This window comes from Streptomyces filamentosus (assembly GCF_014654895.1).
Taxonomy (GTDB): Bacteria; Actinomycetota; Actinomycetes; order Streptomycetales; family Streptomycetaceae; genus Streptomyces; species Streptomyces filamentosus.
On sequence record NZ_BNBE01000004.1, the window covers coordinates 887,782 to 909,802 of the forward strand.

At 74.6% G+C, this 22,021-nt stretch carries 15 protein-coding genes and 1 pseudogene; 7 read left to right on the plus strand and 9 right to left on the minus strand.

The features are described 5' to 3' along the window. The first annotated feature begins 191 nt into the window (after window positions 1-191). A complete protein-coding gene (locus IE326_RS37875) occupies window positions 192-1,772 on the plus strand; it encodes a glycoside hydrolase family 53 protein (RefSeq protein ID WP_150234544.1) in 1,581 nt (526 codons plus the stop codon). Window positions 1,773-1,831: 59 nt separating this feature from the next. Here IE326_RS37875 and IE326_RS37880 read toward each other — a convergent pair. Together IE326_RS37880 and IE326_RS37885 are read right to left on the minus strand one after the other, a co-directional pair. Then, window positions 1,832-1,942: pseudogene (locus IE326_RS37880) on the minus strand (enolase C-terminal domain-like protein); the annotation flags it as partial. Between the two features lie 114 nt (window positions 1,943-2,056). Further along, window positions 2,057-2,962: an SMP-30/gluconolactonase/LRE family protein gene (locus tag IE326_RS37885; RefSeq protein WP_190044790.1), complete on the minus strand. Its 906-nt coding sequence runs from the start codon at window positions 2,960-2,962 to the stop codon at window positions 2,057-2,059. A gap of 161 nt (window positions 2,963-3,123) precedes the next feature. Here IE326_RS37885 and IE326_RS37890 point away from each other — a divergent pair, with 161 nt between their 5' ends. After that, window positions 3,124-4,380 (plus strand): ROK family transcriptional regulator, encoded by a 1,257-nt coding sequence (locus IE326_RS37890; protein ID WP_190044791.1) that lies wholly within the window; start codon window positions 3,124-3,126, stop codon window positions 4,378-4,380. A 172-nt stretch (window positions 4,381-4,552) separates the two neighbouring features. On the opposite strand, the gene IE326_RS37895 is transcribed toward IE326_RS37890, so the two are convergent. After that, window positions 4,553-5,326: an IclR family transcriptional regulator gene (locus tag IE326_RS37895; protein WP_150234550.1), complete on the minus strand. Its 774-nt coding sequence runs from the start codon at window positions 5,324-5,326 to the stop codon at window positions 4,553-4,555. 287 nt (window positions 5,327-5,613) lie between these two features. On the opposite strand from IE326_RS37895, the gene IE326_RS41290 reads away from it, so the two are divergent. The 3 genes from IE326_RS41290 (at window position 5,614) to IE326_RS37905 (ending at window position 9,046) form a co-directional block, all read left to right on the plus strand. After that, window positions 5,614-6,768, plus strand: coding sequence for a mandelate racemase/muconate lactonizing enzyme family protein (locus tag IE326_RS41290; protein WP_150234552.1), 1,155 nt, complete (start codon window positions 5,614-5,616; stop codon window positions 6,766-6,768). Next, on the plus strand, window positions 6,765-7,781 hold the full coding sequence (locus IE326_RS41295) for a zinc-dependent alcohol dehydrogenase (protein WP_150234554.1): 1,017 nt from the start codon (window positions 6,765-6,767) through the stop codon (window positions 7,779-7,781). Before IE326_RS41290 ends, IE326_RS41295 begins: the two co-directional genes overlap by 4 nt. Before the next feature lie 200 nt (window positions 7,782-7,981). Next, window positions 7,982-9,046, plus strand: coding sequence for a LacI family DNA-binding transcriptional regulator (locus IE326_RS37905; protein WP_190044792.1), 1,065 nt, complete (start codon window positions 7,982-7,984; stop codon window positions 9,044-9,046). On the opposite strand, the gene IE326_RS37910 is transcribed toward IE326_RS37905, so the two are convergent. Genes IE326_RS37910 through IE326_RS37930 form a run of 5 tightly spaced genes read right to left on the minus strand, consistent with a single transcriptional unit; the run spans window position 9,003 to window position 16,899 of the window. Then, window positions 9,003-11,225 carry a glycosyl hydrolase family 95 catalytic domain-containing protein gene (locus tag IE326_RS37910; protein WP_190044793.1) on the minus strand — a complete coding sequence of 741 codons (2,223 nt, stop codon included), beginning with the start codon at window positions 11,223-11,225 and terminating at the stop codon, window positions 9,003-9,005. The two genes, IE326_RS37905 and IE326_RS37910, sit on opposite strands and share 44 nt — an antisense overlap. Beyond that, window positions 11,222-13,219: a beta-galactosidase gene (locus IE326_RS37915; protein WP_190044794.1), complete on the minus strand. Its 1,998-nt coding sequence runs from the start codon at window positions 13,217-13,219 to the stop codon at window positions 11,222-11,224. The genes IE326_RS37910 and IE326_RS37915 overlap by 4 nt, the downstream gene beginning before the upstream one ends. 28 nt (window positions 13,220-13,247) lie before the next feature. Next, window positions 13,248-14,204, minus strand: coding sequence for a carbohydrate ABC transporter permease (locus IE326_RS37920; protein WP_190044795.1), 957 nt, complete (start codon window positions 14,202-14,204; stop codon window positions 13,248-13,250). Further along, window positions 14,201-15,241 (minus strand): ABC transporter permease, encoded by a 1,041-nt coding sequence (locus tag IE326_RS37925; protein ID WP_373310392.1) that lies wholly within the window; start codon window positions 15,239-15,241, stop codon window positions 14,201-14,203. Before IE326_RS37925 ends, IE326_RS37920 begins: the two co-directional genes overlap by 4 nt. Further along, window positions 15,163-16,899, minus strand: coding sequence for a type 2 periplasmic-binding domain-containing protein (locus IE326_RS37930; RefSeq protein WP_190044796.1), 1,737 nt, complete (start codon window positions 16,897-16,899; stop codon window positions 15,163-15,165). Before IE326_RS37930 ends, IE326_RS37925 begins: the two co-directional genes overlap by 79 nt. Window positions 16,900-17,272: 373 nt before the next feature. On the opposite strand from IE326_RS37930, the gene IE326_RS37935 reads away from it, so the two are divergent. Together IE326_RS37935 and IE326_RS37940 are read left to right on the plus strand one after the other, a co-directional pair. Further along, the gene (locus tag IE326_RS37935; protein ID WP_190044797.1) at window positions 17,273-20,140 is read left to right on the plus strand and encodes a glycoside hydrolase family 3 C-terminal domain-containing protein; all 2,868 of its coding nucleotides are present in this window, start codon (window positions 17,273-17,275) and stop codon (window positions 20,138-20,140) included. A 65-nt stretch (window positions 20,141-20,205) separates the two neighbouring features. Next, window positions 20,206-20,760: a hypothetical protein gene (locus tag IE326_RS37940; protein WP_190044798.1), complete on the plus strand. Its 555-nt coding sequence runs from the start codon at window positions 20,206-20,208 to the stop codon at window positions 20,758-20,760. Here IE326_RS37940 and IE326_RS37945 read toward each other — a convergent pair. Then, window positions 20,720-21,865 (minus strand): Cmx/CmrA family chloramphenicol efflux MFS transporter, encoded by a 1,146-nt coding sequence (locus tag IE326_RS37945; RefSeq protein ID WP_190044799.1) that lies wholly within the window; start codon window positions 21,863-21,865, stop codon window positions 20,720-20,722. The genes IE326_RS37940 and IE326_RS37945 overlap by 41 nt on opposite strands. Window positions 21,866-22,021: the final 156 nt, after the last annotated feature.

Sequence of the window (22,021 nt, forward strand, 5' to 3'; positions counted from 1 at the left end):
AGCTCCGGGATCCGGGATCCCGGAGCTTGGATCCCCGCCCCGGAGCCCCTCTCCCCCATCCTCCCCGGGGGCGGCCCGCACCCGCTGCGCCGCCCCCGGGTGAGCCGCACCACCCCGATCCCCACCCCCGAGGAACAGCGCCACCCGAGCACCACCACTCCCCCGTCCGTCACCGTCGAAGGGACTCGACGATGCGTACCACCAGAGGCCGTTTCCGGCTTCGTTCCGCCGCTCTCGCCGCCGCGCTCGGCGCGGGGCTGTTGCTCGCCCCGCTGCCCGCGCAGCAGGCCGTGGCCGCGAGCACGCTCACCAACACCGGCTTCGAGGCCGACGGCACCGGTACGGCGACGCCGTCCGGCTGGTCGACCTACTCCGCCACCGGGCAGAACGCCGCCTCGTTCACCGAGGCCGGCGGCCGCAGCGGCGGCCATCGGCTCTCGCACTGGTCGTCGTCGGCGTACAAGGTCGAGACGTACCAGTACCTCAGCGGGCTCGCCGACGGCACGTACACGCTGAGCGCCTGGGTGCGTTCCGGCGGCGGGCAGAACGCGGCGTATCTCGCCCTGCGCAACTGCGGGTCCGCCGAGCAGCGCACCGACCTGCCGGTGACCTCCAGCTCCTGGATCCGGGTCGTGACCTCGGTGAAGGTGGCCGGCGGCGGCTGCACCGTCAGCATCAACTCCGATGCCAACGCGGGAAATTGGCTCAACGTGGACGATCTCGCCTTCACCGCGGGTTCGACCGGGCTCAGCGTGAAGGGCGTGGACCTGTCCGCCCTCAAGAAGAACGAGGACTTCGGCGCCGCGTACAAGAACGCCTCGGGAACCGCGGGCGACCCGGTCGCGCTCCTCAAGGGCGCGGGCGCGAACTACGGACGGCTGAAGGTGTGGGTGAACCCGGCCGACGGCTACAACACCAAGGCCCAGGTCCTGGCCACCGCCAAGCGCATCAAGGCGCAGGGCATGAAGCTCCTCGTCGACTTCCACTACTCGGACATCTGGGCCGACCCGGGTGCCCAGACGAAGCCGGCGGCGTGGGCGGGTCACTCGTACGCGCAGCTGAAGACGGACGTGTACAACCACACCTACGACGTCCTCAACGCGCTGAAGGCGCAGGGCACCACGGCCGACATGGTGCAGATCGGCAACGAGATCAACACGGGCATGCTGTGGCCCGAGGGGTCGACGAGCAACTGGACGCAGCTCGCGGGGCTGCTGAAGTCCGGTGTCTCGGCGGCGAAGGCGGTGTCGTCCTCGACGCAGATCGCGCTGCACCTCGCGAACGGCGGCGACAACGCGCTGTACCGCACGTGGTTCGACAACGCCACGGCACAGGGCGTGAGTTACGACGTGATCGCGCTGTCCTTCTACGGCTACTGGCACGGGGCGCTGTCCTCGCTCCAGGCCAATCTGGACGACGTCTCGGCCCGTTACGGCAAGAAGGTGATGGTCGCGGAGACGGCCTACCCCTTCCGTCTGGACAGCAAGGACGCGCACGAGAACATCATCGATCTGCCGTCGGAGCTGGTCTCCGGCTACCCGGCGTCCTCGGCGGGCCAGTCGGCGTGGCTGCGTGACGTGATGAACGTGGTGGAGGCCGTCCCGGGCGGCCGTGGTCTCGGCGTCGTCTACTGGGAGCCGGCCTGGACGGCCGTCACCGGCAACGGCTGGGACCCGACGGACCCGTCGTCGGGCAACGCCTGGGAGAACCAGGCCCTGTTCGACTATGACAGCAGGCTGCTGCCGGCGGCGAACTGGTTCGCGCACCGGTAGGTCGGACCGCGGCCGAAGGGCCGGGTTCCTCGGAGGAGTCCGGCCTTTCCGCGTGTCCTGGGCCACCACTCCGTCAAGGAGCCGTCGTACGCCTCCGCCATGGCCGCGATCCTGCGGGTCTCGGAGATGCCGCCCGCGTGCGAGAGGTCCGGCTGGGCGACGGCGGTGCCGAGCTCGTCGCCGACGGCCCCGCGGATGGAGGCGACCCGGTCGACGCCGCCTCGTACGGGCTGGTCATGGCGGGTTCCTGAGAGGGGTGGCCCCCGGGCCCCGGTGGGGGCGGGTCAGCGGTCGGCGTACGGGGTGGCGGGCAGGCCCGTGACCCCGGGGCGGCAGACGAAGAGGCGGCCGGCGTCGGGCTCGGCGCGGCGGCGCTCCTCGGAGAGACCGTGGGTGGCGGTGGTGATGACGAGGACGTCGAGGTCGGGGCCGGCGAAGGCGCAGCTGGTGACGTGGGAGGCGGGCAGTTCCACGCGCGCGTGGAGGGCGCCGCCGGGGGTGAGGGCGAGGACCTCGGCGCCGCCCCAGACGGCGATCCACACGTTCCCCTCGGCGTCGACGGTGAGGCCGTCGGGGTAGCCGGCGTCGAGGACGGCGAAGGGACGGCGGCCGGAGAGGGCGCCGGTGGCGGGGTCGTAGTCGAAGACGTCGACGCGGCGGGTGGGGCTGTCGGCGTAGTAGAGGAGGGTGCCGTCGGGGCTCCAGCCGAGGCCGTTGGAGATGGTGACGGGCTCGACGAGGGTGGTGAGGCCGTCGCCGTCGAGGCGGTAGAGGGCACCGGCGCCGGGCCGTTCGTCGTAGGCCATGGTGCCGCCGAGGAGGCGGCCCGCGGGGTCGACGGAGGCGTCGTTCATCCGGCGGGGGACGCCGTCGCCGGGGAGGGCGGGCGCCGCGATCTCGGTGGCCTCGGCGGGCGGGCGGCCGTCCTCCAGGCGGGCGAAGGCGGTGCCGGCGGCGACGAGGAGGGCGCCGGAGGCGCAGGGGACGGCCGCGCCCACGGGGCGGTCGAAGCGGAGGGCCGCGGTGGGCGCCAGGTCGGTGCGGCCGTCCTCCCGGGTGAGGGCCGCGCGGTGGACGAGGCCCTCGGTGATGTCCACCCAGAGGAGCTCCTGGCGGGCGGGGTCCCAGACGGGGCCTTCGGGCAGTCGGCCGGGGGCGGGGGTGCAGGGCACGGCCCTGAGCTGGAGCATCGCGGTCTCCTCGGGGAGGACGTCGTGGGCGGCGGATCCTCCGTGGACCGCCGGGAAAAAACTACGGGTTCGTCTAACGGTTGTAAATGTCCATCCCCCCTTCTTCCAACCCTTCGAATAAGATCGGTGGCGACGACCGCGCACCCACGGAGGCAGCAGAGATGATCAGGCGCACCTCGCAGGACATTCGCCGCCTCAACCGCTTCGAGGTGCTGCGCCGCGTCTACGCGGGCCCGGGGGCGATGAGCCGGCAGGACGTCGCGGCCGCCACCGGTCTCTCCTTCGCCACGGTCGCCAACCTCACCGCCGAACTCCTGGAGGCGGGCGTCCTCGTGGAGGCCGGGCACGAGGAGTCCGGCGGCGGGCGCCCCCGCGCCCGGCTCGCCGTGAACGCCGAGCGGGGCGCTCTGATCGGCGTCGACGTCGCCGAGACCTCGGTCCACGCCGAGCTGTTCGACCTGGCCCTGACGGTCCGGCACTCCGTCGAGCGGCCCCTGCCGCCCGGGGACGTCCGGCCCGCCGACGTGGTCGGCCTGCTCGGCGGGGCCGTCGAGGAGCTGCTGGCCGTCTCGGGGACCGACCGCGCGCGGGTCCTCGGCGTGGGGGTGAGCGTGCCGGGCATGGTCGACCGGGAGGGCGGGGTGTCGTCCTTCTCCCCGTACTGGTCCTGGCACGAGGTGCCGCTGCGGGCGCTGCTCGACGAACGGCTCGGGATGCCGCTGTGGCTGGACAATCCGCTGCGGGCCAGCACGGTCGCGGAGATGTGGTTCGGCGCGGGCCGGGAGGTGGACGACCTGGTGGTGCTGACGCTGCGGGCCGGCGTCGGCGCGGGCATCGCGCTCGGCGGACAGCTCCACCGGGGCTTCACCGACAGCGCGGGCGAGTGGGGCCACACCTGCCTCGTCCTCGACGGGCGCCCGTGCACCTGCGGCAACCGGGGGTGCGTGGAGGCGTACGTGTCGCTGCGCGGGATCGCCGGGACCTGGCGCGAACTCGCCCCGGACGACGAGCGGACGGGCGGCCCCGACGACGCGGCGACGGTCGCCGCGCTGGCCCGCGCGGCGGACGCGGGCGATCCGGCCGCCGTCGCCGCCGTGGAGCGCACCGGCCGCTACCTCGGCGCCGCCGTCGCCCAGTTGGTGAACCTGCTCAACCCGCAGGTCGTCGTGGTGGGCAACCAGGTCATGGACCTGCTCGGGGAGCGGCTGCTGCCGGTCGCGTACGAGGCGGTGGGGCGGCATGCGCTCGCGCTGCCGCGCCGGGCGGCGACGCTGCGGCGCAGCGCCGTCCCGCACGACCCGGTGACCCGTGGCGCCGCGACCTTCGCTCTGGAGGGCTTCCTGGAGGACCGGGAGGTCTTCGGCCCGGTCAGCCGGATGCGCAGGGCCGCACGGGGCGGTGGCGGTGCGGGGGCCTGAGCGGAGCGGCGGGAGGAGACGCGGACCGGGGCGCGCGTCCGGGCCAGGGCCGGGGTACGGGGACGGGTACGGGTACGGACCGGGGTACGAGTCCGGCCACGGACCGGGGTACGGGGACGGGTACGGACCGGGGGCCGAGCGGGGGCCCTGGCGTCGGTCCTCCCCCTCCGGGTCAGCGGACCGGGCCGTGGTGGCCGAGGCGGGCGGAGAGGTCGCCGGCGCCGCGGACGGCGAGGGCGGTCAGTTCGTTCTCGCGGGCCTCGTCCCAGCGGACGACGGGGACGGAGATGGAGAGCGCGGCGACGACCCGGCCCGTTCGGTCGCGGACGGGCGCGGCGACGCAGGAGACGTCCGGGTTGGACTCGCGCTGCTCGACGGCGACGCCGAGGACGGCGATCTCGGCGAGCGCGGTCCGCAGGGCGTCCGGGTCGGTGATGCTCCGCGGGGTCATCCCCACCAGCTCGCGGCCGTCGAGGAGTTCGTCGAGCTCGTCGGCGGGGAGCATGGCGAGGAGCATCTTGCCGACGGCCGTGCAGTGGGCGGGGAGCCGCCGGCCGGCCGCCGACACCATCCGTACGGCGTGGGTGGAGTCGACCTTGGCGACGTAGATGACGTCCGCGTCCTCCAGGAGGGCGACGTGGACGGTCTCGCCGCAGGTCTCGGCGATCTCGTGGGCGATCCGCCGGCCCTCCGCCGCGAGGTCGAGCTGCTCGGCGTACCGGCTGCCGAGCTGGTACGTGCGGACGCCGAGGCGGTAGCGGCCGGGCTGCTCCGGCACCGGGACCAGGTAGTTGCGGGCGGTGAGCGTGGAGACCAGTTCGTGGGTCGTGGTGCGGGGCAGTCCGAGCCGACGGGTGATCTCGGGGGCGGAGAGCGTGCCGTCCCCCTGGAGGAAGAGCTCCAGAATGTCGAATGCCCTGGTCACCGCGGGTACGAGTCGCCCCATGGTCCCCCACCCCCTCCTCGCGCCGTTCGATATTTCGCACCACGATCGAAATCGCGGACAGAGACTAGCCGGGCGCCGGGGCGGCGGGCAACGGGCGGCGGCCCGGACGGGCTCCCGTCGGCACCCCGGCGGACCGCCGCCCCCAGCCACGCAGCCTCCAGCCGCGCCGTCCCGGCGGCCGCCGTCCGCGCCCGCGGACGGCCCGCCCCGCCCGGACGTCCCGTCCCCCGCCCCGCCCCTCGTCCCGTCCCGCCCCGTCCCACCGTCGCCCCCAGGGGAGTTCCGCCGTGCGCATCACCCACATCACCACTCATGTCGTCGGCACGCCCTGGCGCAACCTCACCCACGTCCTGGTCCACACCGACGAGGGGCTGACCGGCGTCGGCGAGACCCGGATGCTCGGGCACACCGACGCCCTGCTCGGCTATCTGCGCGAGGCGGAGGCCAACCACGTCGCGGGCTCCGACCCGTTCGCCGTCGAGGACCTCGTGCGCCGCATGAAGTACGGGGACTTCGGGCGGGCCGGGGAGATCGTGATGTCGGGGATCGCCGTGATCGAGACGGCCTGCTGGGACATCAAGGGCAAGGCCCTCGGCGTGCCGGTCTGGCAGCTCCTCGGCGGGCGGGTGACCGACCGGGTCCCCGCGTACGCGAACGGCTGGTACACCGGGGAGCGGACGCCCGAGGCGTACCACGCGGCGGCCCGCGAGGTCGTGGCGCGCGGCTACCGGGCCCTGAAGATCGACCCGTTCGGCGCGGGGCGGCTCGAACTCGACCCGGCCGCCTCGCGGTACGCGGTCTCGCTCATCGAGGCCGTCCGGGACGCGATCGGGCCGGACACGGAGCTGATGGTGGAGATGCACGGCCGCTTCTCCCCGGCCACGGCGATCCGCCTCGCCCGGGACCTCGCCCCCTTCCGGCCCGCCTGGCTGGAGGAGCCGGTGCCGCCGGAGAACCTCAAGGCACTGGCGAAGGTGGCGGGGATGACCGAGCTGCCGATCGCCACCGGGGAGCGGATCCACGACCGGATCGAGTTCCGCGAGCTCTTCGAGTCGCAGGCCGCCGACGTGATCCAGCCGGACGTGGGGCACATCGGCGGCATCCTGGAGGCGCGCAAGCTCGCCGCCACCGCCGAGACCCACTACGTGACCGTCGCCCCGCACAACGTCGGCGGCCCGGTCCTCACCGCCGCCTCCCTCCAGCTCGCCGCCTGCACGCCCAACTTCAGGATCCTGGAGCACTTCAACGACTTCGCGGACGCGGAGATCAAGGAGGTGGTGCGCGGCGCCCCGGAGGTCGATCCGGAGACCGGCTGCTTCACCGTGTCGCACGCCCCCGGCCTCGGGGTGGAGCTGGACGTGGACGCGGCGGCCGAATTCCCGCGGCAGCGGGCCCGCTTCGACCTGTGGGCCGAGGGCTGGGAGAAGAGGCGGCCGAGGTGAGCGGCGACCGCGCCGTGCTCGTCGAACGGCCCGGCGTCCATCGGCTCGTGACCCGTCCGAGGCCCGAACCCGGCCCCGGAGAGGCCCTGGTGCGGGTCGCCGCCGCCGGGATCTGCCTCAGCGACCGGGAGGTGTACGAGGGGCGGCGGGCGCCCGGCTACGCGCGCTATCCGGTGGTGCCGGGACACGAGTGGTCCGGCACCGTGGAGGCGGTCGGCGCGGGCGTGGACCCGGCGCTGCTCGGGCGGCCGTGCGTCGGGGAGGGCTTCCGCTCCTGCGGGTTCTGCGAGCGGTGCCGGTACGGCGAGACGAGCCTGTGCACGGCCGGGTACGCGGAGACCGGCTTCACCGAGCCGGGCGCCTTCGCGGACCGGCTCCTCGTCCCCGCCCGGCTCCTCCACCCGCTGCCCGAGGGGGCGGACCTGCGGGCCGCCGCGCTGCTCGAACCGGCGGCGGTGGTCGCCGCGGCGGTACGGGCCGGGCGGCCGCGCCCCGGGGAGCGGATCGCGGTCGTCGGGGCGGGCACCCTCGGGCTGCTCGCCGTGCAGTGGCTCGCCTCCGCCTCCCCCGCCGAGCTGGCCGTGGTCGACCCGCGCGCGGCGCGGGCGGAGCGGGCCCTCGGCTTCGGCGCGACCCGCGCCCTCGGCCCGGCGGAGGTCCGGGCCGCGCACGGCGGGTTCGACCTGGTGGTGGAGACGGCCGGGGCGCCGACGACGGCGGCCTCGTCGTGCCTGCTGGCCCGCCGGGGCGGCCGGGTGGTGCTCACCGGCATGTTCGCGGAGGGCGCCGCCGGCATCGACCCGGTGCACCTCTCGGTGAGCCAGCTGGAGCTGCGGAGCGTCTTCGGCGCCTCCTCGGCGGCCTGGGCGGACGCCGTCCGGGCCTTCGCGGCCGGCGTCCTGGACCCGGCGCCGCTCGTCACCCACGAGTTCCCGCTCGACCGCTTCGCCGAGGCGCTGGCCCTGGTCGGCGGCGGCGACCCGGCGGTCGGGAAGGTCCTGCTGCGGCCGTGAGTCCCCGAGGGCCGAGCCCTCCGTTCCTCCTGAATCCCTTCGCCACCGGACCACGTCGAAGCGCTTCGATTTCCTCGCGCCGACGGTCTGGACAGGTCAACTCCCCCGCGTTACGGTCTCGCTGGGTCGCCGGAACGATCATCCGGCCGTCTCCGTCGAAGCGATTCACTCCATCACAGTCCTGGCCGCGGGGAGAGCGCATGGTCACGCTTGCCGAGGTCGCCCGGCACGCCGGGGTGTCGGCCAGCACGGTGAGCTACGTCCTCAGCGGGAAGCGGCCCATCTCCGGACCGACCCGGGAGCGGGTCCGGGCCAGCATCGAGCGGCTCGGCTACCAGCCGCACGCGGGGGCGCGGGCGCTCGCCAGCAGCCGGTCGCGGATCATCGCCCTGATGGTGCCGCTGCGCACCGACATGTACGTGCCGGTGATGCTGGAGATCGCGGTCGCCGTCGCCACCACCGCCCGCGCGCACGGCTACGACGTGCTGCTGCTCACCGGCGAGGAGGGTCCTCCGGCGCTGCGCCGGGTCACCGGCAGCGGGCTCGCGGAGGCCGTGATCCTCATGGACGTGCAGCTCGACGACGGGCGGCTGCCGGTGCTGCGCGGGTCCGCGCCCCCGGCGGTGCTCGTCGGGCTGCCCGCCGATCCGGCCGGGCTGAACTGCGTGGACCTGGACTTCGCCGCCGCGGGCGCGCTCTGCGTGGACCACCTCGCCGGGCTCGGGCACCGGGAGATCGCCGTCGTCGGCGGCTCCCCCGGGGTCTACGCCCGGCACACCGGCTTCGCCGAGCGGACGCTGTGCGGGCTGCGCGAGCGGGCCGGGCACCTGGGCGTGGGGCTGCTGCACCGGCCGTGCGACGGCAGTCACGACGCGGTCGCCGGGGTGCTCGCCCGGATCCTCGACGAACGGCCGGGGGTCAGTGCCTTCGTGGTGCAGAACGAGACGGCCGTGGAGCCGCTGCTCGCCCTGCTGCGGCGGACCGGGCGGGCGGTGCCGGAGGACGTGTCGGTGGTCGCGGTCTGCCCCGAGGCGGTGGCCGCCCAGGCGTCGGTGCCGCTCACCTCGGTGGCGATCCCGGCGCAGGAGCTGGGCCGGCGGGCGGTGGAGCGGCTGTTCGCCCGGCTGACCGATCCGGGGGGCCCGGACGCCACCGGGGTGGAGCTGCTCGCCCCGGTGCTGACCGTGCGGGAGAGTTCGGGGCCGCCGCCCGCCCGTCCGGTCACGGGCCGGCGAGCCGGCACTCCGTCCCCGCCCGGAGCGTGAGGCGCCGCCGGAGGCCGGGGGCGCGCAGTTCGACGTCGGCGTCGCGGGCGGGGCGGAGCACCGCCTCGTACTCCCCCGGCGCCCAGTTCAGGTCGAGGCGGGCGCCGAAGCGGGTGCGGACGCCGGTGAGGCGGCCGCGGTCGCAGAGCCCCGGCGGTGGCGCGGGCAGCAGCACGAGCCGGCCGGGGGTGGAGTGGACGAGCGCCTCGATGAGCAGCGCGGGCAGCGCGTGGGCGGCGTCGGCGTTGTAGACGTGCCGCCGCGGGTAGTGCGCGCTCATCAGGGAGGCGTGGAAGAAGTCCCCGGCGAGGACCCGCCGGAGGGCTTCCCCGGTGCGTCCGGCGTCGCCGAGGCGGGCGGCGATCAGGCCCTGGTGGAGGTGGCCGTGGGCGGAGTCGTTCTCGTGGCCGCGCAGGGCGAGGGCGCGGGCGGCGGCGCGGGCCTCGTCGGGGGTGTCGTACGGGGTGATGGCGTCGAGCGGCCAGACGGCGTAGAGGTGGCTGAGGTGCCGGTGGTCGTAGCGGTCCTCCAGGCCGGCTCCGGCCCATTCGGCGAGGGCGCCGTCCGCGTTGACCCGGTGGGGCGGGAGGCGGTCGGCGAGGGCGCGGAGCCGGGCGGCGCGGCCGGCGGGGGCGCGGTCGGCGGCGGCGGTCAGGGCGTGGCGGGCGGCGGCGAGGTCCATGGCGGCGTCGACGGCGACCGGTCCGCCGCCGCCCAGGGGCCGGTTCTCCGGGGAGTAGGAGGGGACGAACACGAGCCGTCCGCCGGGGCCGGTGCGGGTGAGGAAGTCGGTGTAGAAGTCGGCGAGTTCGTCGAGGAGGGCGGTGAGCCGGGGGTCGTGGCGGCCGTCGGCCTCGTCCTGGTGGAGGAGCGGCAGGAGCAGCCAGTCGGCGCCGGCGGTCCACAGGTGGAGGGGGTAGTCGCGGTCGAAGTGGTACGTGTGGCCCGTCGTGCCGTCGGTGTGGGCGGGGGCGACGATGCCGCGGGTGCCGAAGACGGCGCGGGCGTTGTCCCGCCAGTCGGCCGCCTGGCCCTCGATCAGGGCGCGTTGGGCCTCGACGACCTCGGGCAGGTCGGCGGCGACGGCGGAGGCGGTCTGGAGGCCGAGGTTGGCGTCGGTGGTGAAGGCGCCGGACCAGGCGGTGTCCCAGTCGCCGGTCCACAGTCCGCAGAGGCGGGGCGGGAGCATGCCGGAGGCGGAGAGCAGGTGGTGGCGCCCGGCGGCGAAGAGGCGTTCGAGGAGGGCGGGCCCCGCGGGGCGTCCGAGGAGGGCGGAACCGGGCAGGGCGCGGTCCTCGGGGTCGGCGCCGAGGTCGAGGGCGACGCGCCGGTAGGCGGTGCGGTGGAGGGCGGTGTGCCGGTCGAGGAGGCGGGCGTACGCGGCGGCGGGGCCGTCGTCCCCGGCGAGGGCGTACAGGGCGGCGGCCTCCTCGGCGGTCTCCTCCGCGGGGTCGCGGGGGCCTTCGTGGCGGACCGCCCGGGTGAGGAGCAGCAGCCGTCCCGCGCCTTCGGCGCGGACGCCGCGGTCGGTGACGGTGGTGCGGCCCGCGTCGGCGAGGACGAGGGTGACGCCGGTGTGGCCGGGGGTCGGCCCGGGGTGGTCGACGCGCAGGGTGAGGAGGGTGGTGCGGCGGGCGGTGGCGACGCCCCGGCCGGTGCCGAGGCCGGGCGGGGCGCCGTCGAGGCGGTGGTCGAGTTCGAGGTGGACGCGGGGTCCGGGGCAGGTGACGTACTGGACGAGGACGTCGTCGGCGCGGGAGACGAGGACCCGGCTGGTGCGGTCGCCGGAGACGGCGGTGGCGACGCCGGTGGTGAAGTCGACGCTCCGGCGGGTCGCGGGCAGGGGGCGGCCGCTCTCGTCGCGGACGCGGGTGAGGAAGCCGGGGTGGAAGGACGGGACCCGGCGCAGCGGGCGGCCGTCGGTGAAGGTGTCGGCGGCGGTGCGGTCGCCGGCGAGGAGGGCGTCCTGGAGGGCGGGGAGCCGGTCGGCGAGGAGGGGCGGGTCGGTGTCGCCGGGCCGGTGGTGGGGGCGGACGAGGCGGTGGTGGGTGACGATGACCCGGTCGTCGGCGGGGTCGCCGTGGACGAGGGCCCCGTGGCGGCCGTTGCCGGTGAGGAAGGCGTCCTCCCAGCGGGCGGCGGGGGCGGGTTCCCAGGTGCCGTGCACGGGTCCGGTCACGGGTGCTCCTCCAGGACGGCGGCGCCGAAGCGGTCGAGGGTGAGGGTGTCGTCGACGGTGGTGCCGGTGAGCAGGTCGCGGTGGCGGCCCGGGACGGGGACGGTGACCGGTTCGCGGCCGTGGTGGAGCAGGAAGAGCAGGTCGCCGCGGCGGACGGCCTCGACGTCCGGGGGCAGTCCCGGCAGCACGGGGTGGACGCCGGCCTCGGCGGCGGCCCCGGTGAGGAGGGCGCGCAGGGCGTCGGGTCCGGGGAGGGTGGAGAGGTAGCGGGTGCGGCCGTGGCGGAGGACGGCGGGGCGGCCGTCGAGTTCGCCGCCCCGGTAGGAGGCGAGGGTCTCGGCGCCGGGGGCGGGGACGAGTTCCTCGGACCACAGGCTGCCGTGGAAGGTGCCGCAGTCGGCGCGTTCGCCGGGGGCGAGGGGCCACCATTCGTCGATCCGGTCGATGCCGAGGAGGGCGCGGAGGCGGGCGTCGACGCCGCCGGGGCGGACCCGGTCGTCCTGGTCGGCGACGCCGGTGAAGAAGCCGCAGACGAGTCGGCCGCCGCCGGCCGCGTACCGCTCCAGGTTGCCGATCGCGGTGTCGTCGAGGAGGTAGAGGTGGGGGACGACGACGAGGGGGTGGGCGGTGAGGTCGTGGTGGGGGTGGGCGAAGGCGGTGGGCAGGCCGGCGTCCCAGAGGGCGCGGTGCCAGGCGCGGATCAGGTCGCCCTGGTCGAGGTGGGCGGCGAGGGCGCCCTCGTGGCGCTGGGCCCACCAGGAGTGCCAGTCGTGGAGGACGGCGACGCCGCCGGCGGGGAGGCGGCTGCCCGCGGTGCGGGGGCCGAGGCGGGCGAGGTCGGCGCCGGTGCGGACGGTCTCGCGGAAGGCGCGGCCTTCGGGGCCGGAGTGGCCGAGCATGCCGGAGTGGAACTTCTCGGCGCCCTGGCGGGAGGCGCGCCACTGGAAGAAGTGGACGGCGTCGGCGCCGCGGGCGACGGCCTGGAGGGTCCAGAGCCGGTTGAGTCCTTCGGGTTTGGGCCGGTTGACGGGGCGCCAGTTGACGGCGCCGGCGGCCTGCTCCATGACCATCCAGGGGTGGCCGCCGGCCTCGGCGCGGGTGAGGTCGGCGACGAGGGCGTTCTCGTGGGCTCCGGCGCGGGGTTCGGCGGGGTCGGGGTAGACGTCGACGGAGACGACGTCCTCCTCGGCGGCCCAGGCCCAGCCGTCCTGGCCGGACCAGAAGGGCATGAAGTTGGTGGTGACCGGCAGGTGCGGGGTGTGCTTGCGGACGATGTCGCGTTCGGCGCGGTAGCACTCCAGGAGCTGGTCGGAGGTGAAGCGGCGGAAGTCGAGGACGTGGGAGGGGTTGCGCAGGTAGTGGGCGCGGCGCGGGGGCAGGACCTCGGCCCAGGAGCCGTACCGCTGGCCCCAGAAGTCGGTGCCCCAGGCGGTGTTGAGCGCGTCGAGGGTGCCGTGGCGGCGCTGGAGCCAGGTGCGGAAGGCGCGGGCGGCCTCGTCGCCCCAGTCGTGGGTGCAGTACTCGTTGTTGATGTGCCACATCACAAGTGCCGGGTGGTCCTTGTAGCGGGCGGCGAGGTCCTCGGTGAGGGCGGCGGCGTACCGGCGGTAGACGGGGCTGGCGGGGGCGAAGTGCTGGCGGGAGCCCCACCATTCGGTGCGGCCGTCCTCGTCGCGGGGCAGCGTCTCGGGGTGGCGGTGGCCGAGCCAGGGCGGCGGGGAGGAGGTGGGGGTGGCGAGGACGACGTCGACGCCGTGTGCGTGGGTGAGGTCCATGAGCCGGTCGAGCCAGCCGAACTCGCGGGCTCCCGGCTCGGGTTCGAGCCGGGCCCAGGAGAAGACGCCGAGGGTGACGGTGGTGACGCCGGCCCGGCGCATGAGTTCCAGGTCGGCGGTCCAGGTGTCCTCCGGCCACTGTTCGGGGTTCCAGTCGCCGCCGTAGAGGATGCGGGGCGGTCGGCCGGGCGGCCGGGTGAGGTCGTCGAGGCTCGGCATGCGGGTTCTTCCGGTCGTGGTGGTGGCGTCATCCCTTGACGGCGCCGGTGAGCATGCCCTTCTTGAAGTGCTTCTGGACGAAGGGCGAGAGGACGGCGACGGGCAGCAGGGCGAGGACCATGACGGCCATCTGGACGGCGAGCCCGGAGAGGTTCCCGGCCTTGACGGCCTGGCCGAGGCCGACCGGGATCTCCTGTTTCTGGGCGAGCTGGATGAGGACGTTCTGGAGCGGCATCATGTTCTGGTCGTTGAGGTAGATGGAGGCGTTGAACCAGGCGCTCCAGTAGCCGACCGCGTAGAAGAGGGTGATGACGGCGATCACCGCGCGGGAGAGCGGCATCACGATCGTCCACAGGATCCGCAGGTCTCCGGCGCCGTCGATGCGTGCGCTGTCGGTGAGTTCGGGCGAGATGCCCATGAAGAAGGCGCGCAGCACGAGGATGTTGAAGACGCTGACGGCGCTGGGGAGGATCAGTGCCAGGTAGGTGTCGGTGAGGCCGAGGGTCTGCACCAGCAGGTAGGTGGGGATGAGGCCGGCGCCGAAGAACATGGTGCCCATGAGGGTGAAGAGGATGGCGCGGTGGGCGACGGAGCCGGGCCGGGAGAGTCCGTACGCGCAGAGCACCGACACCGTCATGGAGAAGAGGGTGCCGGCGAGGGTGACGCCGAGGCTGACGGCGACGGCGCGGGTGACCTGGCCGCCGCTCAGGAGTTCCCGGTAGGCGATGAGGGTGAGGTCGCGGGGGACGATGACGAGTCCGCCGGCCTCGGTGATCGTCCGTTTGGAGGAGAGGCTGGTGACGACGACGATCCAGAGCGGGAAGAGGACGGCCAGGCAGGCGAGGACGAGGAGGGTGGCCTTGGCGGTGAGTCCGGCGCGGGTGGGTGGTTCCTCCCAGACGGGGCGGGCGGGCGCCGCCCACCAGGAGGGGCGGGCCGCCTCCCGGGCGGGGGGTGCGGGCCGTTCGAGGACGCGCGTGGTCACTTGCGGTACACCCCCTGCTCGCCCATGAGGTGGGCGGCCTTGTTCGCGGTGAGGACGAGGACGAGGCCGACGAGGCCCTTGATGAGGCCGGCCGCGGCGGCGTAGCTGAAGTCCTGGCTGCGCAGTCCGGTCCACCAGACGAAGGTGTCGAGGACTTCGGCGGCGCCGGGTCCGACGGCGTCGCGCTGGAGCAGCAGTTGTTCGAAGCCGACGGTGAGGGCGTCGCCGACGCGGAGCACGAGGAGGAGGGCGACGACGGGGCGGAGCGCCGGGAGGGTGACGTGCCAGGTGCGGCGCCACCGGTCGGCGCCGTCCATGGCGGCGGCCTCGTACAGCGACTGGTCGACGGCGGCGAGCGCGGCGAGGAAGACGATGACGCCCCAGCCGGCGTCCTTCCAGATGCCCTCGGCGGTGACGAGGAACTTGAAGAGGCCGGGGTCGGTCATCAGGTCGAAGCCCTCGTGGCCGCGTTCGCGCAGGGCCTGGGCGATGACGCCGGCGCCGCCGAAGATCTGCTGGAAGACGGTGATGACGATGACCCAGGAGAAGAAGTGCGGCAGGTAGAGCACGGCCTGGACGAAGGCGCGGATCCGGGGCCGGAGCAGGCTGTGCACGAGCAGGGCGAGGGCGATGGGGACGGGGAAGAAGAGGACGAGCTGGAGGAGGAAGAAGACCAGGGTGTTCTCGACGGCGTCCCAGAAGGAGGGGTCGGACAGGACGCGGTCGAACTGGGCGAGGCCGACCCAGGGGGATTCCAGCATGGCGGTGACGCCGTTGGTGGAGACGTACGGGTCGTAGTCCTGGAAGGCGACGACGTTCCCGAGGATGGGGAGGTGGTTGAAGACGAGGACGAGGACGAGGGCGGGGACCGTCATCAGCAGGAGGGTGCGGTCGCGCCGGAGCCGCCGGCCGAGGGGGATCCTCGGCCGGCGGTCGGTGGTGGGGGGCTTCCTCACGGTCAGCCCGCCGCGGAGCCGGTGGTGTCGAGGAGCTTCTTGTACCAGTCGCGGAGCTGGTCGCCGCCCTTGGTCTTCCACTCGGCGACGGCCTGCTGCATGTCGGAGAGCTTCTTGCGGCCGCGGACGATGTCCTTCTCCAGCTGCTCGAAGTCGTTCATGAGGCCGGTCCACCGGCCGGGCTCGGCGACGGTGAGGCCGTAGAAGGAGGACTTGCGGGTGAGGGCGCCCATCCGCTGCTGCCACTCGACCTGGGCCTTGGTGATCTCCGGCATGTCGGGGTGGGCGATGTAGGGGGCGGGGCTGGCGACGAACATCCAGGAGCTGCTGACCTCCTGGTTGCCGGCGTCGGTCTTGACGGGCAGGCCGTCCTTGACCGTGTGGTGGACGCCCTCGACGCCGTAGTCGGTGAGCATGCGTTCCTCGGTGCCGTAGGGGGCGGCGGTGAAGTCGGCGATGGCGAGGGCGTCCTCGATCACCGACTTGGGGGCGCCCTTGCGGACGAAGGACCAGATGTTGGCGGGGTTGGTGGCCCAGAGCTGCGGGGTGCCGCCGGCGTGGCCGGGGATGTCCATGGCGGCCATGGCGAACGTGGGGTTCTGGGCGGCCATCTCGGCGGTCTTGCCGTACCAGTGGGAGAGGTCGTTGTTGTAGATGAGGCACTGGCCGGAGGTGAAGCGGACGCTGGTGTCGCCCTGGTTCTGGGCCTTCTCGTCGGGGTGGACGACGCCGGCGTCGAAGAGCTTGCGGGTCCACTCCAGGGCTTCGAGGTATTCGGGGGTCTCGATGCGGTTGACGAGCTTGCCGTCGACGAGGTGCCAGCCGAGCGCCTTGTCGCTGCCGTTCAGGACGCCGAACATGTTCCAGGCGGTCCAGGTCATGTCGGCGCAGGCCCACACCTTGGCCTTCGCGCTGGTGATCTCCTTGGCGAGGGCGAGGAACTCGTCGGCGCTCTTCGGGAGTTGCCAGCCCTTCGCGTCGAAGACGTCCTTGCGGTAGAAGGGCGCGATGTTGGTGACGTAGGAGGCGGGCATGGGCAGGCCGCGGAGCTTGCCGCCGAAGATGGAGCGCTGCCAGGCGTCGGTGGGGATGGCGGCCAGGTTGGGGTACGCCTTGACCTTGTCGCCGGAGAGGTACGGTCCGAGGTCCTCGAACTTGGCGTCGATGGCGCTGGGGATCTTGCCGCCGAGGTTCCAGCCGGGGACGACGACGAGGTCGGGGATGTCGCTGGAGGCGAGGACGGCGCCGAGCTTCTGGTCGTAGACGTTGCCGTCCTGGTTCTGCCAGGCGGCCTGGACGCCGATGGCCTCGTTCATGGCCTTGTAGTACGGGTTGTCCGGGGCGGGCGGGGTGCCCCAGAAGGGTGCCATGACGGTGAGCGCGCCGCCCTTGCCCTTCTTCTCCGCGACGGAGGGCTTGAGTTCGGCGCTCGGGATGGCGCGGGTGAAGCCGGCGGCGGAGCCGTGGGCCGCGGGGACGTCGGCGGGGACGACCTCACTGGGCACGTACGCGGGGAGGATCTTGGCGGCCTCCTTGCCGCTGGTGGTGCCGTCCTTCCTGCCGGTGTCCCCGTCGGCGCCGCAGGCGGTGAGCAGCGGGGCCCCGCCGGCGATCGCGGCGGCAGCGACGGCGCCGGTGGCGAGGACGCTCCTGCGGCTCGGGGCGGGCTCCCGGCCCGGTTCGGATCCCCGGCCCGGTTCGGTTCTCCGGGAGCCCGTGGAGACGGCGTTCGGCGTCATTGCGTCAACCCTTCATGGCACGCGCCAGGACACACGGCGTCCGAGGGGTCGCCGGCCGGCTGCGGTGGTGGAGGTGGAGCAGGAGCGAGGAGACGAAGCGGAGACTCGGACCAGGAAGGGTCGAAGCGCTTCGATGTTGCTGCGAGGTTAAGTGACGGCCACGGGGGCGGCAAGAGCCGTTCAGGAGTTTCTCGGAGTGACGTACGGGAAGCCGGGATGCCTTCAACTCCTGGGAACAGAAGGGGGAATACCCGAGCAATAAGGGGAAGTTAAGGACCCCGGCACCTTGACACCCACCCGGGAGGGCTTGAGCATCGAAGCGCTTCGAAACTTCCGGCCGCCGTCCGGTGGCCACCGCCCAAGGGACTCGTACGTGACCGCAGACCGGCCGCCCTTCCGTGATCCGGCCCTCCCCGTCGACCAGCGCGCGGCCGACCTCCTCGGCCGCCTCACCCCCGCCGAACGCCTCTCGCTCCTGCACCAGTTCGCCCCCGCCGTCGACCGCCTCGGCCTCGCCGCCTTCCGCACCGGCCAGGAGGCCCTGCACGGCGTCGCCTGGATGGGCCCGGCGACCGTCTTCCCGCAGGCCGTGGGCCTCGGCGCGAGCTGGCACCCCGAGCTGGTCCGCCGGGTCGGCGAGGCCGTCTCCCGCGAGGCGCGGGCGATGCGCGCCGGCGACGACCGGGTCGGCCTCAACGTGTGGGCGCCCACCGTCAACCTGCTGCGCAACCCGCTGTGGGGCCGCGGCGAGGAGGGCTACTCCGAGGATCCCGTGCTCACCTCCGCGATCGCCGTCGCCTTCACCCGCGGCCTGCGCGGCGACCATCCCTCGTACTGGCGCACCGCGCCGGTGCTCAAGCACTGGCTCGCGCACAACAACGAGACCGCCCGCGACACCTCCTCGGCGTCCGTCCGCCCGCGCGTGCTCCACGAGTACGACCTGCGGGCCTTCCGCGGCGCCGTCGAGGCGGGCGCGGTGGCCGGCGTGATGCCCGCGTACAACCTGGTCAACGGCCGCCCCAACCACCTCTCGCCGTACCTGGGGACGGAGCTGCGCACCTGGACGGAGCAGGAGCTGATGGTCTGCTCGGACGCGGGCGCGCCGAGCAACCTCGCCGACTCGCAGGCGTACTTCGCCACCCACGAGGAGGCGGTCGCGGCGGCGCTGCGGGCCGGCGTCGACTCCTTCACCGACCACGGCACCGACAGCTCGGTCACCCTGGGGAGGCTCGAACGCGCCTTCGCACAGGGGCTGTTCACGCAGGAGGACGTGGACCGGGCGGTCCTCAGGCAGCTGACCGTACGGTTCCTGCTCGGCGAGTTCGACCCGGAACTCGACCCGTACGCCAAGGAGGCCGCGTACGACACGGACGAGCACCGCGCGCTGGCCCGCGAGGCGGCGGAGGCGGCGATCGTCCTGCTGCGCAACGAACCGGTCGGCGGGGAAGCCCCGTTGCTGCCGCTGGGCGGGGACGGCGGCGGGCGGATCGCGGTGGTCGGGCTGCTCGCCGACGCTGCCAAGCTGGACTGGTACAGCGGTGCGCTGCTGCACCGCTCCTCCCCGCTGGACGGACTCCGGGAGCGGTTCGGCGCGGACCGGGTGGACTTCGCCGAGGGCGTGGACCGGATCCGGCTGCGGACCGCCGACGGGCGGGCGCTGCGCGCCTGGGAACCGGCGGCGGGCGAGGAGCCAGCGCCCGGCGCCGCGGCGGCGCTCGACCCGGCGCTGCTCGCCGGCCGCACCGACCTGCCGCCGCTCACCGCCGACGCCGAGGGCTCGGTCCTCGACCTGGTCGACTGGGGCGGCGGGGTGCTGACCCTGCGCGCGCCCGGCGGCCGGTACCTGTCGGTGGCCGGGGACGGCCTGCTGCGCGCCTCGGCCGACGAGCCGGGCGGCTGGGTCGTCCAGGAGACGTTCCGCTTCGAGTCCCACGGCGACGGTCACCTCCTTCTGCACCTCGGGACGGGGGGCTACGTCTCTGTCGCCGCCGGGGGCGCGAAGGTTGCCGCCGAGCGCGAGAAAGCCTCGGTGTTCTTCGTGGAGACCGTCGAGCGCGGCGAGGACGCGGTGGCCAGGGCCGCCGCCGGGGCCACCGCGGTGATCGTGGTCGCCGGGAACGACCCGCACGTCAACGGCCGCGAGACCGAGGACCGGACGACGCTGGAACTCCCGCCCCACCAGGACCGCCTGTGGCGGGCCGCGCACGCCGCGAACCCGCGGACGGCCCTCGTCCTCGTCTCCTCCTACCCGTACGCGGTGCCCGACGCGGCGGCGACGCTGCCGGCGCTGCTGTGGACCGCGCACGGCGGGCAGGCGGCGGGCACCGCCCTGGCCCGGGTCCTCGCCGGGGACGTCTCCCCCGCCGGGCGCCTGCCGCAGACCTGGTACGCCTCCGACGCCGACCTGCCGGACCTCCTCGACTACGACGTCATCGGCGGCCGGCAGACCTATCTCTACTTCGACGGGACGCCGCTCTTCCCCTTCGGCCACGGCCTGACCTACACCCGCTTCGGGTACGAGGAGCTGACGGCCGTGGTGGACGCGGAGGAGGTGCGACTGACCTGCACGGTCACCAACACCGGCACGGTCGCCTCGGACGAGGTCGTCCAGGTCTACGCACGGCCCGTCGCCCCCGCCGTGCCCCGCCCCCACCGCGCGCTCGTCGCCCACGAGCGGGTCCACCTCGCGCCGGGCGCCACCGCCGCGCTCTCCTTCGCGGTGCCGCTGTCGGCGCTCGCGTACTGGGACGTGGCGCACGGCCGGTGGGCGGTGGAGCCGGGGGGCCACGAGTTCCTGGCCGGCCCCTCCTCGGCGGACGTCCGCCGGACCGTCCGCGTCGAGCCCGCGGGCGAGGCGCCGGGCCCGCGCCCCGTCCTGGAGGCGGGCCTGGAGGCCGCCGACTACGACGAGCAGACGGGCACGGTCCTCGTCGACCGGTCGAAGACCTCCGGCGACGCGCCGGCCCCGGCCGACCCGGCGACCCCGGGCACCCTCCTCTACCGGTCCTGCGACTTCGGCGACGGGATCACGGAACTGGCGGTGACGGCGGCGGGGTCGGGCGAGGTGACGCTCTATGCCGGTACGGCTCCGAGCCCGCTGGCGCGGCTGGCGGTGGGGCCCACGGACGGCCCGTACGCCTACGTCACCGTGGGGGCGCCCTGCCACCTGCGGGACGTGACGGACCTCCGCGTCGAGCTGCGCGGAAACGTCCGCCTCGCCCGCGTCGACTTCGCCGGCTGACGGCACCTCCCCCGGTCGAGGCCCGGATAGGCTCGCCCGGTCCATGACACGGGGGAGGGACCCACATGATCCACGAGATGTCCGTACGGCGTGCCGCGCTGGTCGCCGCCGCCCTGGCGGCCCTGGCCGTCTCCTGCGGCACGACCCCCGAGCCCGACCGCGCGGCGGCGGGCGCGGGGACGACCGCGACGGCGACCGCCACGCCGGGGGCGCAGGAGACGACGGCCGCCGGACCCACGGCGGAGGCCACGACCGCGCCCACCGCCGCCACCCCCTCGGGCACGCCCGCCGTCCCCGACCCGTCCTCGCCCGCGCCGGTCGAGAAGGTCCGCGACGCCTTCGCCACCCTCCAGGCCACGCTCGACGACTCCTGCGCCACCGACTGCGTCTACTTCCTCACCCGGGTCCACAAGGAGCTCCAGGAGCTGGACATGGCGATGAAGGCCGACCCGAAGGGCCCGGGGCACTTCCCCGAGCCGATCGCGCGGATGGCCGAGCTGAACGAGACGCTGGGCGGCGACAGTTCGTTCGAGAACCTGAAGAAGCACGAGAAGGAGCTCGTCGGCACCCGCGACTTCATCAACACGTGGATGCAGGACCACCCGGACGACTACCGCTGACCAGGGCGAACGCCCCCGCGACGGCGACGAGTCCCGCGCTGAGCAGGAACGGCCCGGTCGGCTCTTCCAGCACCAGCGCCGCCGACGACGGCCCCGCCACGGCACCGGCGTTGAGCGCCGCCGTGGCGTAGGCCCCGGCGAGCGCGGGCGCGCCCGCCGCCTCGTACAGGATCCGGGCGATCAGCGTCCCGCCGAGGGCGAACGCCAGCCCGCCCTGCACGAGGAGCAGGACCAGCAGGGCCGCCGGGCGGTCCGCGAGCGCGGCGAGACCGGCCCACCCGGCGCACAGGAGCGGCCCGCCGATCGCGAGGAGCCGCGCGGAGTGCCGGTCGGCCAGGCGGCCCGCCAGGGCGATCCCGGCGCAGGATCCCGCGCCGAAGAGGACGAGGGCGACGGAGACCCAGGGTGCGGAGAGCCCGGCGGGGCCGGTCACGACCGGGGCGAGGAAGGTGAGGGCGCCGAAGGTCGCGGCGTTCACCAGCGCGGCGAGGACCATGACCCGGACGAGCCGGGGCTCACGCAGCACCCCGAACTCGGCCCGCAGCGAGGCCCGTTCGGGGCGGCTGTCCGGCACGCCCCGCAGGATGCCGAGCGCGGCCGGTACGCAGAGCACCGCGACCGCCCAGAAGGCGGCCCGCCATCCGGCGAGCGTCCCGAGCAGCGCGCCGCCGGGCACCCCGGCGACGGTGGCGGCGGTCGTCCCGCCGAGGAGGACGGCGAGCGCCCGCGCCTTGCGGTCCGCCGGGACCATCGCGGTGGCGGCGGTGAGGGCGAGGGCGAGGAACCCGGCGTTCGCGAGGGCCGCGGCGACGCGCACGGCGAGCAGGACGGGGAAGCTGTCCGTCACGGCGCCGACGACGTGCGCGGCGAGGAAGACCAGCACGGACGCGAGCAGTCCGGCCCGCCCGGACCACCGCCGGGCGAGGACGGCCATGAGCGGCGCGCCGACCACCATCCCGACGGCGAAGGCGGAGGTGAGCGCCCCGGCGGCGCCGACGCTCACCCCCAGGTCGCGGGCGAGGTCCGGCAGCAGGCCGGAGAGCATGAACTCCGAGGTGCCCATGGCGAAGACGGCCAGGGCGAGCAGATAGAGGGGCAGTGGCACGAGGGCTCCGATGTGGGGCGAGAGGAACGGGGGACGTCGTCTCGTCACCACCGTCCGCCCCGGGAGCACACGGGCACACCCGACCGCCGCACGGCACCGGGGCGCCGGGGATCGTCCTCTCCAGGGGATCACCGGCTCAAGGGGCGCGGGCTCTCA